General features: G+C 65.6%; 14 protein-coding genes and 1 tRNA gene. 7 read left to right on the forward strand and 8 right to left on the reverse strand.

The window, feature by feature from the left end; genetic code table 11:
* Positions 1 to 80: 80 nt before the first annotated feature.
* The 3 genes from AC1DZT_RS10525 to AC1DZT_RS10535 are packed head-to-tail and all read left to right on the forward strand — an operon-like array spanning position 81 to position 1,370.
* Entirely contained in the window at positions 81 to 638 is a 558-nt protein-coding gene (locus AC1DZT_RS10525) for a hypothetical protein (RefSeq protein WP_478006577.1), read from the forward strand.
* Positions 625 to 987 carry a cell division protein ZapA gene (locus AC1DZT_RS10530; protein WP_478006578.1) on the forward strand — a complete coding sequence of 121 codons (363 nt, stop codon included), beginning with the start codon at positions 625 to 627 and terminating at the stop codon, positions 985 to 987. The genes AC1DZT_RS10525 and AC1DZT_RS10530 overlap by 14 nt, the downstream gene beginning before the upstream one ends.
* A complete protein-coding gene (locus AC1DZT_RS10535) occupies positions 984 to 1,370 on the forward strand; it encodes a hypothetical protein (RefSeq protein WP_478006579.1) in 387 nt (128 codons plus the stop codon). The genes AC1DZT_RS10530 and AC1DZT_RS10535 overlap by 4 nt, the downstream gene beginning before the upstream one ends.
* Positions 1,371 to 1,462: 92 nt before the next feature.
* On the opposite strand, the gene grxD is transcribed toward AC1DZT_RS10535, so the two are convergent.
* The 4 genes from grxD to purL form a co-directional block, all read right to left on the reverse strand.
* Positions 1,463 to 1,828: a Grx4 family monothiol glutaredoxin gene (gene grxD / locus AC1DZT_RS10540; protein WP_478006580.1), complete on the reverse strand. Its 366-nt coding sequence runs from the start codon at positions 1,826 to 1,828 to the stop codon at positions 1,463 to 1,465.
* Between the two features lie 52 nt (positions 1,829 to 1,880).
* Positions 1,881 to 2,165 (reverse strand): hypothetical protein, encoded by a 285-nt coding sequence (locus AC1DZT_RS10545; RefSeq protein ID WP_478006581.1) that lies wholly within the window; start codon positions 2,163 to 2,165, stop codon positions 1,881 to 1,883.
* The gene (locus AC1DZT_RS10550; protein ID WP_478006582.1) at positions 2,165 to 2,407 is read right to left on the reverse strand and encodes a BolA/IbaG family iron-sulfur metabolism protein; all 243 of its coding nucleotides are present in this window, start codon (positions 2,405 to 2,407) and stop codon (positions 2,165 to 2,167) included. The genes AC1DZT_RS10545 and AC1DZT_RS10550 overlap by 1 nt, the downstream gene beginning before the upstream one ends.
* A gap of 61 nt (positions 2,408 to 2,468) precedes the next feature.
* Positions 2,469 to 4,628 (reverse strand): phosphoribosylformylglycinamidine synthase subunit PurL, encoded by a 2,160-nt coding sequence (purL, locus tag AC1DZT_RS10555; protein ID WP_478006583.1) that lies wholly within the window; start codon positions 4,626 to 4,628, stop codon positions 2,469 to 2,471.
* Positions 4,629 to 4,835: 207 nt separating this feature from the next.
* Between purL and AC1DZT_RS10560 the strand changes: the two genes are divergently transcribed.
* The gene (locus AC1DZT_RS10560; protein WP_478006584.1) at positions 4,836 to 5,183 is read left to right on the forward strand and encodes a YciI family protein; all 348 of its coding nucleotides are present in this window, start codon (positions 4,836 to 4,838) and stop codon (positions 5,181 to 5,183) included.
* A gap of 24 nt (positions 5,184 to 5,207) precedes the next feature.
* The gene (locus AC1DZT_RS10565) at positions 5,208 to 6,482 is read left to right on the forward strand and encodes an RNA polymerase sigma factor (RefSeq protein WP_478006586.1); all 1,275 of its coding nucleotides are present in this window, start codon (positions 5,208 to 5,210) and stop codon (positions 6,480 to 6,482) included.
* A 257-nt stretch (positions 6,483 to 6,739) separates the two neighbouring features.
* Here AC1DZT_RS10565 and AC1DZT_RS10570 read toward each other — a convergent pair whose 3' ends face one another.
* Positions 6,740 to 7,645, reverse strand: a complete 906-nt coding sequence (locus AC1DZT_RS10570; protein WP_478006587.1) for a LysR family transcriptional regulator — start codon at positions 7,643 to 7,645, stop codon at positions 6,740 to 6,742.
* Between the two features lie 201 nt (positions 7,646 to 7,846).
* Here AC1DZT_RS10570 and murI point away from each other — a divergent pair, with 201 nt between their 5' ends.
* The gene (gene murI, locus AC1DZT_RS10575; protein ID WP_478006588.1) at positions 7,847 to 8,659 is read left to right on the forward strand and encodes a glutamate racemase; all 813 of its coding nucleotides are present in this window, start codon (positions 7,847 to 7,849) and stop codon (positions 8,657 to 8,659) included.
* Positions 8,660 to 8,707: 48 nt separating this feature from the next.
* The gene (locus tag AC1DZT_RS10580) at positions 8,708 to 10,003 is read left to right on the forward strand and encodes an alpha/beta fold hydrolase (RefSeq protein WP_478006589.1); all 1,296 of its coding nucleotides are present in this window, start codon (positions 8,708 to 8,710) and stop codon (positions 10,001 to 10,003) included.
* A gap of 88 nt (positions 10,004 to 10,091) precedes the next feature.
* Here AC1DZT_RS10580 and AC1DZT_RS10585 read toward each other — a convergent pair.
* From AC1DZT_RS10585 to lon, 3 genes are all read right to left on the reverse strand, one after another.
* Positions 10,092 to 10,166, reverse strand: a tRNA-Val gene (locus tag AC1DZT_RS10585).
* A 12-nt stretch (positions 10,167 to 10,178) separates the two neighbouring features.
* The gene (locus AC1DZT_RS10590) at positions 10,179 to 10,619 is read right to left on the reverse strand and encodes an HU family DNA-binding protein (protein ID WP_478006590.1); all 441 of its coding nucleotides are present in this window, start codon (positions 10,617 to 10,619) and stop codon (positions 10,179 to 10,181) included.
* A gap of 197 nt (positions 10,620 to 10,816) precedes the next feature.
* Complete coding sequence (gene lon / locus AC1DZT_RS10595) at positions 10,817 to 13,228, reverse strand: endopeptidase La (RefSeq protein ID WP_478006591.1); 2,412 nt, start codon at positions 13,226 to 13,228, stop codon at positions 10,817 to 10,819.
* Positions 13,229 to 13,279: the final 51 nt, after the last annotated feature.

A 13,279-nucleotide genomic window follows, 5' to 3' on the forward strand; every position in this document is an offset into this window, starting at 1 on the left:
GCCAAGATCGGCCTTGACGGCGGGGCGTCCGGCTCCGAAAGCTAGGGCATAGCAGCCGAATGGGGAAACCAGGGGCAAAAATGGTTGAATTCGCCGAACTGGAACAACGCATCATCGCCGCACTTGCGCGGATCGGGGCAGGGGTGGAAGGGCTGGCCAAGGCTTCCGCCACACTCCAGAGCGCGCCTGAAACGGCGCCGGACATGGCCGCGCACCCCGCATTGGACGCCGGTCTAAGCGACGAAATCATCCATCTGCAGGCCGCGCTCGAGGCCGAACGCGAGGCCCGCCGCAGCGCCGAGGCGGCGCGGGATGACGCCGAAGCAGCCCTTGCCGCAGGCCCGGGGCCGGATCTTGGCGCCGAAGTCGCCCGCCTGACCCGCCAGCTCGATGCCCAGGGGCTCGACACCCAGCGCCTGCGCTCCTCGGTCGCACAGCTGCGCGAGGAGCTGCGCCGCCTGCGCGAGGCCTCCGAGGCCGGGGTCACCGACGCTCCCCTGATCAACCGGGCCCTGCAGGCCGAACTGGAAGCCCTGCGCGCCGTGCGCGCCTCGGAGACGACCGAGATGGCCGATATCCTGGCCGCCCTCGGCCCGCTGATCGACGCAGAGGAGGCCCGGACCCATGCCGGACATTGAAATCACCATCGGCGCGCGCAAGTTCTTCGTGACCTGCCGCGCGGGCGAGGAGCATTTCCTCACCACCGCCGCCAAGATGCTGGACGACGAGGCGACCCCGCTGCAGGCCCAGATGGGCCGCCTGCCCGAGGCGCGGATGCTGCTGATGGCGGGTCTGATGCTGGCCGACCGCACCGCCAGCGTCGAGGACGAATTGCGCCAGGCCCGGTTGAAGATTGCGGAACTTGAACAGCAGCCGCGCGTTGCGGCAGAGGCGGGAGCGCTCCCGCAGTCTATCACCGACGCCATGGCCAATCTGGCCGCCCAGGCCGAAAGCCTGGCCGCTTCGATCGAGGAACGCATGACATGACTCAAGCCAATTCATTGAGCCGCAAGGCGAAATTCGGCACCGGCGCCGCGGCGCTTTTGGCGCTGAGCTTTGTTGCGGGCTGCGTGACCCCGCCGCCGCCCCCCACGCCCGCCGCCGACATGCCCGGACGGGTGGTCAATTACAGCTGCAGCACGGGCGGCGCCTTGAGCGTGACCTACGGCAATGGCACGGCCATGCTGCCGGGGCCGGAAAACCTGCTTCTGGAAGAGGGCGGCGCGGGTCAGCGCTACTCCTGGCCCTCGGACGGCACGCACCACGTCTGGGTGCTGGACGCGAACGGCACCGGCACGCTCTTGTTGAAGGACGGCGCCAAGGGCGGTGCGGAGTCCGTGGTCAAGTCGGGCTGCAAGGCCAAGGCCTGAAAAAAGAAAGGGCGGGGGGGCTCGCCCCCCCGCACCCCCGAGGATATTTGTGTCTGAATGAAGAGGGCCGTGGCTCCGGCGCTTTCTTTCGATCAGGCTTCCTGATTGGCTTCGCGGATCTTGGCGGCGGCTTCCTTGTTGAAGGCCACGCCATTCGCCTCGAAGAGCTGGTCCAGCTCGCCCGAGAGGGTCATCTCGGTGACGATGTCGCAGCCGCCGACGAATTCGCCCTTGACGTAAAGCTGCGGGATCGTCGGCCAGTCGGAGAAGTCCTTGATCCCCTGACGGATTTCCGGGTCTGCCAGAACGTTCACATCGGCGAATTCGACGCCCATGTAGTTCAGGACGCCGGCGACGCGGGAAGAGAACCCGCATTGCGGCATCATCTTGGTGCCCTTCATGAACAGAACGACGTCGTTCTTTTCCACGGTGTCTTTGATCGTATCGAGTGCGCTCATCTCTGTCTTCCTTTCACGGGTCGAACCCGTTGCTGCGCCTGGCGCTTCTAACCTATTCCCGACCTGACTGCTCAGGTGTCTTGTTCTCAGGTTCCAACGACCTGCTGACCCAACCCGCGATGCCCCGATGATAGCCGAGCCCAGCTGTCCGGACGGCGAAGCGCTGGGGATCAATTGCTTCCGTGCCCAATAAGGGTTTGCCGTTGCGATCAATCAACCCCTTGCCATCGCGGATGTTGTTCACATCCCGGTTCACCCAATTCGTCAGCATGACCACCGCGAAGCAGAGGCCCATTATGCCGAAGAGGGCAAAGGTCCCGTGCAGCATCCACTCCATCACTCGGGTGCCTTGGTCGTCAGGGCCAGCGCGTGAAGCTCGCCATGCGCGCCGTCCATCTTGCCCTTCAGGCTGGCATAGACCGCGCGCTGTTGCTGGACGCGGTTCATGCCCTTGAAGCTGTCGTCGATCACCTCGGCCGCCCAGTGGTTGCCGTCGCCCGCAAGGTCGGTGATCGTGATCCTGGCCGCCGGAAAGGTGGCGCGGATCAGGGCTTCGATATCCTCGGCCTGCATCGGCATATGTCGTCTCCTTGGCTTTCCCCTACAGATTTAGGCCGCATGGCCCACCTCTGCAAGAAGATCACGCCACGGCTTTTGCAAAGGCACTGCGATAGAGCGCAGAAAGCTCGGCCAGGGGCGCGCTGTCTGCCCCGAATTTCACCACGGTGCCGCCAAAGCTGCCGACCTTGGCCGTGGGCACGCCGGCTTCGGCGGCGCGGGCCAGAAGTTTCGACGCCTTGCCGGCGGGCAGGGCGACCAGATAGCGCGCCTGATCCTCGCCAAAGAGGCTCGCCACGTCGGAGGTGTCCAGCGCCACGCCCAGACCCGCCGCATCGGCCATCTCGAAGGCCGCCAGCGCCAGGCCACCGTCCGACAGGTCGGTGCAGGCGTGGAAGGCGCGGCCATTGGCGCGGATGAAGCTGCCATGGGCCTTTTCGGCCACCAGATCGACCGGCGGCGCATCGCCCTCTTCCAGACCGAAGGCCTCGGCCAGCAGGGCCGATTGACCCAGGTGGCCCGCGGTGGTGCCGATCAGCACCGCCACGTCGCCCTCTTGCGCCAGACCGCCGATCAGGTTGGCGGCGTCGGCGAGGATGCCCACAGCACCAATGGTCGGGGTCGGCAGGATGCCCTTGCCGTCGGTCTCGTTATAAAGCGAGACGTTGCCCGAGACGATCGGCATGTCCAAGGCGATGCAGGCCTCGCCGATGCCTTTGAGGGAGCCTACCAGCTGGCCCATGATCTCGGGCTTTTCCGGGTTGCCGAAATTCAGGTTGTCGGTCGTGGCGAGCGGCAGGGCCCCCACGGCGGAAAGGTTGCGGTAAGCCTCGGCCACGGCCTGCTTGCCGCCCTCCTTCGGGTTGGCCTTCACATAGCGCGGGGTCACGTCCGAGGTGAAGGCGAGGGCCTTCTTCGTGCCATGCACGCGGACGACGCCCGCACCCATGCCGGGGCGGCGGATCGTGTCGGCCAGAACCTGGCTGTCGTACTGCTCCCAGACCCAGGCCTTGTGGGCATAGGAAGGCGCGCCGATCAGCGCCTTCAGCCCGGCAATCGCACCAATCGCGGGATGGGCGGGGGTGGCGCCGGCGGCGGGGGTTTCCACCCAGGGCCGGTCGTATTCGGGGGCCGAGGAGGAGAGTTTCGACAGCGGCAGATCGGCTTTCACCTCATTGCCATGCAGGATCAGGAAGCGGTCCTCGGCAATCGTCTCGCCGACGATGGCGAAATCGAGGTCCCATTTAACGAAGATCGCCCGCGCCACGGCCTCAAGCTCGGGCTTGAGCACCATGAGCATCCGCTCCTGGCTTTCCGACAGCATCATCTCGTAGGCGGTCATGTTGGTTTCGCGCTGCGGCACGTCATCCAGTTGCAGCTTGATGCCGAGGCCGCCCTTATCGCCCATCTCCACCGCCGAACAGGTCAGGCCCGCGGCCCCCATGTCCTGAATGGAGATCACCGCGCCCGAGGCCATCAGTTCAAGGCAGGCCTCCAGCAGGCGCTTTTCGGTGAAGGGGTCGCCGACCTGCACGGTCGGGCGCTTTTCCTCGATCGAGGCGTCAAATTCGGAGGAGGCCATCGTGGCGCCGCCGACGCCGTCACGCCCGGTCTTGGCACCGAGGTAGACCACCGGCATGCCGACACCCGAGGCGACCGAGTAGAAGATCTTGTCGGAATCGGCCAGGCCCGCCGCAAAGGCGTTCACCAGGCAGTTGCCGTTGTAGGACTTGTGGAAGCGCACTTCGCCGCCGACCGTCGGCACGCCGAAGGCATTGCCATAGCCGCCGACACCCTCGACCACGCCCTTGACGATATGCGAGGTCTTGGGATGCGAGGGCAGGCCGAAGCTGAGAGAGTTCATCGCCGCGATCGGCCGCGCGCCCATCGTGAAGACATCGCGCAGGATGCCGCCGACGCCGGTGGCAGCGCCCTGATAGGGCTCGATGTAGGACGGGTGGTTGTGGCTTTCCATCTTGAAGATGACGGCCTGGCCATCGCCGATGTCGACCACGCCGGCATTCTCGCCCGGCCCGCAGATCACCTGGGGCCCGGTGGTCGGCAGCGTGCGCAGCCATTTCTTCGACGATTTGTAAGAGCAATGCTCGTTCCACATCGCCGAGAAGATGCCAAGCTCGGTGAAGCTCGGCTCGCGGCCGATGATGCCCAGCAGGCGTTCGTATTCGTCGGGCTTCAACCCGTGGCTGGCAATCAGTTCCGGTGTGATCATCGGCTCGGCCATGGCGGTCTCCTGAAGCGGGGTTGGGGCCTCTTAGAACAAGCGGGGGGGCAGGAAAAGGGGGGGTGGACCGCGCGCCGGACCGGGGCAAAGTTTTTTTGCCCATGCATGTCGAATCCGGGGCAGGATTGGCGTCCTTGAGGGGCGAGACGGAAGAAGGCCCTTTCCGCCGGACCGCGCCTGCCCAAACCCTCAGCAAAGGACATGACGATGAAATACCTTGCCCTGATCTACGCCGACCCCGCCAAATCTCCGTCGCGCGACACGCCGGAGTTCGCCAAGATGCTGGCCGATTACACGGCGCTCACCACGCAGATGAAGGCCGATGGCGTCTTCGTCGCGGGGGACGGGCTGAAGCCGGTCGAAACCGCCACCTCGGTCCGCCTGCGCGGCGGCAAGGTCGAAACCATGGACGGCCCCTTTGCCGAAACGAAGGAGCATCTGGGCGGCTATTACCTGATCGACGTGCCCGATCTGGACCGCGCGCTGGCCTATGCGGCAAAGATCCCAAGCGCCGCCTTCGGCACCATCGAGGTGCGCCCGCTGATGACCTATTGAGGGCCCCTTGACCCGGACGCCGCGATGATCCCCCCCGATCCCGCCCTTTCGGCCCTTCTGGCGCAGACCCTGCGGCTGGACCGGGGGCGGATCATCGCAGCCCTTATCGCGCGCCTCGGCGATTTCCAACTGGCCGAGGATGCCTTGCAGGAGGCGAGTGCGGCGGCGCTTCTCCATTGGGGGCGCAGCGGGCCGCCGGAGCGGCCTCTCGCCTGGTTGATCCGCGTGGCCTTCCGCAAGGCGATCGACCGACTGCGGCGGGCGCGGCGCGACGAGGCCCAGGCCGCGGCCCACGCCCTTCTGGCGCGGGACGAGGCGGAAGAGGAGGAGGAGATGATGCAAGGCCTGTCCGACGACCGCCTGCGCCTGATCTTCACCTGTTGCCACCCGGCGCTGGCGCCCAAATCCCGCGTCGCCCTGACCCTGCGCACCATCGCAGGGCTGCCCACCGCCGAAATCGCCCGCGCCTTTCTGGACAGCGAACCCGCGATGGCGCAGCGCCTGACCCGCGCCAAGACCAAGCTGCGCGAGGCCGGGGTGCGCTTTGCCGTGCCGGGGCCGGAGGATTGGCCGGCGCGGCTGGAGTCGGTGCTGACCGTGATCTACCTGATCTTCAACGCCGGTTATACGGCGGGGCCGGCCACCGAAGGCCCCGATTCCGCCCGCGATCTTTGTGCCGAGGCGATCTTTCTGGCCCGGCTGGTGACCGGCATGCAGCCCGATCTGGCCCCCGATCTGGCTGAAGCGGAAGGCTGTCTGGCCCTGATGCTGCTGACCCATGCCCGCAGCCCGGCGCGCCGGGCAGGGGGGGTGACGGTGCCGCTGGCCGATCAGGACCGCCGTCTGTGGGACCGGCAAGCGCAGGACGAGGGGCTGGCGCTTCTCTCTCGGGCGATGGCGCGGGCGCGTCCCGGACCCTATCAGATCAAGGCTGCGATCAGCGCCTGCCATCTGGGCGAGGCGCCCGACTGGCCGCAGATCGCGGCGCTTTATGCCGCCCTGGAAAGCCATGAGCCGACCCCGGTGGTGCAGCTCAACCATGCCGTGGCGCTGGCCGAAACCGGGGCGCTCGCTGCCGCGCTGGAGAGGCTGTTCCGCCTTGGACCGGCCTTGCAGGACTATCAACCCTATCACGCGGCACTCGCGGCGCTGCTGACGCGGGCAGAATCGTTCGCCGCCGCCCGCCGCGCCTTTGACCGCGCCATCGCGCTTTCGGCCTCTTCCTCGGACGCCGCATATTTGGCCAAACGCCGGGATTCCCTGCCCTCTGGCGGGCAAATACCGGAAAAATCACGATAAACCAAAAAAAAGGCCGAGCTTTCGCTCGGCCAAGTCCAACAGGGAGGTATGAGGTGGTAAGAGCGAACTCGATTACCGCCTCGTGGACTTACTTAGGTCTCCGGTGGGCGAGCGGCAATGTCAAAGATGCTGCTGTTGCAGCAATCCCGCCATGCATTTTTTGCATGGCTGTTTTTGTGCTTATCTTCAGGAAATCAGAGCGGGAGTTCCGGTCGCCGGCGCGCTGCCGCGCGCAGCCCTGAACCCGCTCGGCGCGGTCAGGCCGTGGGCGCTTCCTGCTGGCGCTGGCGATAGGCCATGATCTCTTCGATCACGAAATCGCGGAAGGCCGCGACGCGCTTGGAGTGGCGCAGCTCTTCGGGATAGGCCAGGAACACCGGCACTTCATCGCTTTCCACATCGGGCAGCACGCGGACGAGGTGGGGGAATTCCTCGGTGATGTAATCGGGCAGCACGCCGATGCCGAGGTGATTGAGCACGCCCTGCAGCACGCCGAAGTAGTTGTTCACCGTCAAGGTCGAGGGGATGTCATGGCTCATCAGCTCGGCCACCAGCAGGGCGCCCGCGGCCACCTGGGCGGTGCCGGCATGCTGGCTGATCAGGCGGTGCGAGGTCATCTCGTCGACCGAGGTCGGGGTGCCGTGTTTTTCGAGGTATTCCGGCGAGGCGTAAAGCCGCATCCGGATCTGCATCAGCCGCTTGCGGATCAGGTCGGCCTGGGTCGGCTCCTTCATCCGGATCGCGACATCGGCCTCGCGCATCGGCAGGTCGAGGACGCGCTCTTCCAGCATCAGGTCGATCTTCAGGGCCGGGTATTTGGCGTAAAGCTTGGCCAGGCGCGGCGCCAGCCACATCGTGCCGAAGCCGGTGGTCGTGGTCACGCGCAATTCGCCGAAAACCTCGTCCTCGCTGTCGCGGATGCGGGCGGCGGCGGCTTCGAGGCGGCGGACCATCTGGCTGGTGGCGTCAAACAGCAGCTCGCCTTGTTCGGTCAGGATCAGGCCGCGGGCGTGGCGGTGGAACAGGGTGACGGACAGCGATTCCTCCAGCGCGCGGATCTGGCGGCTGACGGCGGATTGGCTGAGGTGCAAGACGTCGCCCGCATGGGTCAGGGAGCCCTTGTCGGCCACCGCGTGAAATATGCGCAGCTTGTCCCAGTCCATCACAATCGGTCTCTCCCCAAATCAGACGCTAGCATGGCCGCTTCTCTGGCCCAAGAAGTTCCGGCTGTAAACCGCCTTGGCCGCGCGATGTGTGCTTTCCCGGTGCCGCTTCAGCCCCGCGCTTCCCTCTGGCTGCGGCACGGGCTATTCTTTGCCCAAGCGTCGGCGCAAAGGCGCAAGAACCGGGCAAAGGGGCAAAAGATGGCAGTGGGCATATTCGATTCCGGTCTGGGCGGTTTGACGGTCCTCGATGCGGTCAGCCGCAGGTTGCCCGAGGTGCCCTTCGTCTATTTCGGCGACAATGCCCATGCGCCTTACGGCGTGCGCAGCCATGACGACATCTACAACCTGACCGTCGCCGCGACCGAGCGGCTGTGGGCCGAGGGCTGCGACCTCGTCATCCTCGCCTGCAACACCGCCTCGGCCGCAGCGCTGAAGCGTATGCAGGAAACCTGGGTGCCCTCGGACAAGCGCGTGCTGGGGGTCTTCGTCCCCCTGATCGAGGCTTTGACCGAACGGCAATGGGGCGACAACTCGCCCCCGCGCGAGGTGGCGGTCAAGCATGTGGCGCTTTTCGCCACCCCCGCCACCGTCGCCAGCCGCGCCTTCCAGCGCGAACTGGCCTTCCGCGCCATCGGCGTCGATGTCGAGGCGCAGCCCTGCGGCGGCGTGGTCGATGCGATCGAGCAGGGCGACGAGATCCTGGCCGAGGCGCTGGTCCGCTCTCATGTCGAGGCGCTCAAGCGCCGGATGCCGCAGCCCGAGGCGGCGGTGCTGGGCTGCACCCATTACCCCCTGATGGCCGCGGCCTTCCAGGAGGCGCTGGGGCCCGAGGTCAAGGTCTATTCCCAGGCCAATCTGGTCGCCGAAAGCCTGGCCGATTACCTGCAGCGCCGGCCGGAGTTTCTGGGCGCGGGGCGGGAATCGAAATTCCTCACCACGGGCGATCCGAAGAACGTCTCCAGCAAGGCCACGCAATTCCTGCGCCGCAAGATCACCTTCGAAGCGGCCTGAGGCCTGCGATCCGCCAGGCCTCCCCCCTCCAAACTCAGCCGAGGCCCGATGTCCACCATAGCCCTGTCCGAATACACCATCCCCGGCATGCATATCCGCGAGCACAGCCTGCCGGTGCCGCTCGACTGGGACCGGCCCGGGGGCGAGGTCCTGCAGGTCTTCGCCCGCGAGGTCGTCGATCCGGCGCGCCGCGGTGAGGATCTGCCGGTTCTGGCCTATCTGCAGGGCGGGCCGGGCGGCAAATCGCCCCGGCCCCAGGGCGGAGGTCCGGCCTGGCTGCAGCAGGCGCTGCTGACCCACCGGGTGCTTCTGATCGACCAGCGCGGCACCGGGCGCTCTTCGCGGATCGAGGGGGCGCAGATGGCGCGGTTCGCCTCGGGGCGGGAGGGGGCGGATTATCTCAGCCATTTCCGCGCCGACAGCATCGTGCGTGACTGCGAACATCTGCGCAAAACCCTCTACGGCGGCGCGGAATGGGAGACGCTGGGCCAAAGCTATGGCGGGTTTTTGACCCTGACCTATCTGTCGCTGGCGCCCGAGGGGTTGAAGGCATGCTATGTCACCGGCGGTTTGGCGGGGCTGGAGGCCGGGGCGGAGGAGATCTACCAGCGCACCTATCCAAGGGTCGCCGCCAAGACCCGCGCCTATTATGCCCGCTTTCCCCATGATGCCGCCACCGTCGCCCGCATCGCCGATCTTCTGGACTCAGAGGACATCCGCCTGCCCGATGGCGACCGTCTGACCCTGCAACGCTTTCAAAGCCTCGGGCTGGATCTGGGCATGTCGACCGGGGCGGAAAGCCTGCACTGGCTGGTGGACGAGGCCTTCGCCGCCGGGCCGGAGCGGTTGAGCGACAGCTTCCTTGCCGCCGTGATGGCGCGCACGAATTATGCCGAGAATCCGCTCTTCATGGTGCTGCAGGAAAGCATCTATGGCCAGAACGGCGCCGCCACCGCCTGGGCGGCGGAGCGGGTGCGCGCCAGTTTCCCCGATTTCGCCCCGACCCACCGCCCGCTGCTTTTCACCGGCGAGATGATGTACCCCTGGATGCTGTCGGAAATCCGCGCCCTGCGCCCCTTTGCCGAGGCGTCCGAGGCGCTGGCCGCGCGGCCCTTCGCGGGGCGGCTCTATGATCCCGAACGTCTGGTGCAAAACCAGGTGCCGGTCGCGGCGGCGGTCTATTTCGATGACATGTATGTCGATGCCGGCCTGTCGCTGGCGACGGCCGACAAAGTGGGCAATTTGCGCGCCTGGGTGACCAATGAGTACGAACACGACGGGCTGCGCAAGGATGCGGGCGTGCTGAAACGCCTGATGGAGATGGTCGCCCGCGACATCGCCTGACCCCTGCCAGGCAGGGAGCATGCAAGCCCCTGAAAAACCAATGACTTCGGCGACCCCGCAGGGCCACCGAAGTCATTGGTGAGGATAATGGTGGGCGATAACGGATTTGAACCGCTGACATCTTCGATGTGAACGAAGCGCTCTACCGCTGAGCTAATCGCCCGATGGCGGCTACTTAGCCTTGATCGGAACCCTCTGCAAGAGTGTCTTTTTCATCCATCGCATCGGAATCTTCATCGGCGGCCTTGGCCTTGCCGCCCGGCTCGCCCTGACGCAGCTTCAGGGTCATGACCGGGCTCGCCTCGGTGGCCTTGCGCGCGACGCGCAGATGGCCAAGACCGGGCAGGCTCAAGGGCTCGCCACGGGCGAGAACGGCGCCCATTTCGACCAGCGCGGCCTCGACGATGGTTTTGACATCCTTGCGCTTGCCGCCCGAGGCTTCGGTCACCCGGTCGATCAGAGCCTTCAGCCGCAGGCCGACGGTCGCCTTGGCGGCGCCGGCTTCGGCGCCGGCCTCTGCCGAGACCGCGGGCTTGGGTTTGGCTGCGGCTGCGGCTTTCGCGCCGGTCTTGCCGGCGGCTTTGGGCGTCTTTGCAGGGGTCGCTTTGGTGGCCATGATCTGGGGTCCGGTGCTGCAGGTGAATTTGACGCGAACCTAGCCCCTTATTCCGCGCTTGCAAACAGCGCAGTGCAAAGAAACCGGGGGCGCGGGCCCGCGATGCCGCATCCTTGAACGGTTTGCGGACCGGCGGGGCAGGGCAAGAAAAAAGGCGCCCCGAAGGGCGCCTTTCACTGGGGTCAGGGACGTGCGGCTCAGTGCGCCGTGGTCGCCTGGGGCGCCTCGTCGCGCAGGGCCTGGCGGGCGGCTGCGGCGGCCTCTTCGGCCGCCTCATCCCATTCCACCGGAACCGGTTCGCGCACGAGGGCGATCTTCAGCACATCGCGCACATGGGTCACGGGGATGATCGTCAGCCCCTTCTTCACATTCTCCGGAATATCCACCAGGTCCTTGGCGTTTTCTTCCGGGATCAGCACGGTCGTCATGCCGGCCCTGAGGGCGGCCAGCAGCTTCTCCTTCAAGCCGCCGATCGGCAGCGCGTTGCCGCGCAGCGTCACCTCACCCGTCATCGCCACGTCCTTGCGGACCGGGATGCCGGTGATCACCGAGACGATCGAGGTCACCATGGCCAGGCCGGCCGAGGGACCATCCTTTGGCGTCGCCCCTTCCGGGACGTGGACGTGGATGTCCATCGTCTCGAACTTCGGCGGCTTCACGCCCAGCTGCGGGCTGACCGAGCGGACATAGGAACTTGCCGCCTCGATCGATTCCTTCATGACGTCGCCCAGTTTCCCGGTCGTCTTCATGCGGCCCTTGCCGGGCAGTTTCAGCGCTTCGATCTGCAGGATTTCCCCGCCGACCGAGGTCCAGGCCAGACCCGTCACCACGCCGACCTGATCTTCCTTCTCGGCCAGGCCGTGGCGGAAGCGTTGGACGCCGAGATATTCCTCGACCTTGGCCTCATCGACATGGACCGAGGTGGTCTTGCCCTTGAGGATGTCGGTGATCGCCTTGCGGCTCAGCTTGGCGATCTCACGCTCCAGGTTCCGCACGCCGGCTTCCCGGGTGTAGTAGCGGATCGTGTGGGTCAGGGCTTCGTCGGTGACGTCGAACTCGGTTTTCTTCAGACCATTGGCCTTGATCTGCTTGGGCAGAAGGTGGCCCTTCGCGATTTCCAGCTTTTCATCCTCGGTATAGCCCGAGAGGGAGATGATCTCCATCCGGTCCAGCAGAGGTCCGGGCATGTTGTACGAGTTGGCCGTGGTGATGAACATCACGTTGGACAGATCGTATTCCACTTCCAGATAGTGGTCGGTGAAGGTGGCGTTTTGTTCCGGGTCCAGCACCTCCAGCATCGCCGAGGCGGGGTCGCCACGGAAATCCTGGCCCATCTTGTCGATTTCGTCGAGCAGGATCAGCGGGTTGGTCGTCTTCGCCTTCTTCAGCGCCTGAATGATCTTGCCGGGCATCGAGCCGATATAGGTCCGGCGGTGGCCGCGGATCTCGGATTCGTCGCGCACCCCACCCAGAGAGATCCGGATGAACTCACGCCCCGTCGCCTTGGCCACGGACCGCCCCAGCGAGGTCTTGCCCACGCCCGGAGGACCGACGAGGCACAGGATCGGCCCCTTCAGCTTGGTCGAACGCGCCTGCACGGCGAGGTATTCGACGATCCGCTCCTTGACCTTTTCCAGACCGTAGTGATCCAGATCCAGCACTTTCTGGGCCTCGATCAGGTCTTTCTTGACGCGGCTCTTGGTGCCCCACGGAACCGACAACAGCCAGTCGAGGTAGTTGCGCACCACCGTCGCCTCTGCGCTCATCGGCGACATCGACTTCAGCTTCTTCAACTCGGCCTCGGCCTTCTCGCGGGCTTCCTTGGAGAACTTGGTGTTGGCCACCCGTTCTTCCAGCTCGCCCAGCTCGTTCTGGCCGTCTTCGCCATCGCCGAGTTCCTTCTGAATGGCCTTCATCTGCTCATTCAGGTAGTACTCGCGCTGGGTCTTCTCCATCTGGGTCTTCACCCGGGACTTGATCTTCTTCTCGACCTGCAGGACCGACATTTCGCCCTGCATGTGACCGAAGATCTTCTCCAGCCGCTCGGCCACGTCGAGCGTCTCCAGGATCTCCTGCTTGAGGCTGACTTCCGCGCCGAGGTGACCGGCCACGAGGTCGGCCAGACGGGCCGGTTCATGGGTGTCGGCCACGGCTTGCAGGGCCTCTTCGGGGATGTTCTTCTTGATCTTGGCGTAGCGCTCGAACTCGTCCGTCACCGAACGCAGCATGGCTTCGGCAGCGGTCTTGTCGCCGGGCACTTCGGTCAGCCGTTCGGCGCGGGCCTCGAAGAAATTCGGGTTCTCGACGAATTCGGTGATCTTGACGCGGCCCTTGCCTTCGACCAGCACCTTGACGGTGCCATCGGGAAGCTTGAGCAATTGCAACACGTTGGCGAGCACGCCGACGCGGTAGATGCCATCCGTGCCCGGGTCGTCGACCGAAGGGTCGATCTGGCTGGACAAAAGGATCTGCTTGTCATCCGCCATGACTTCTTCCAGCGCGCGGACCGATTTTTCGCGGCCGACGAACAGCGGGACGATCATGTGCGGGAACACCACGATGTCGCGCAGCGGCAACACGGGGTAGCTTTGTGACAACTTGTCCGTCATCTTGTTTCCTTTCTGGCAGGAAGGCCGGGGTCCCGTGCTTCGGCAACCATA

The organism is Rhodobacter sp. P1_C2 (assembly GCF_056406375.1).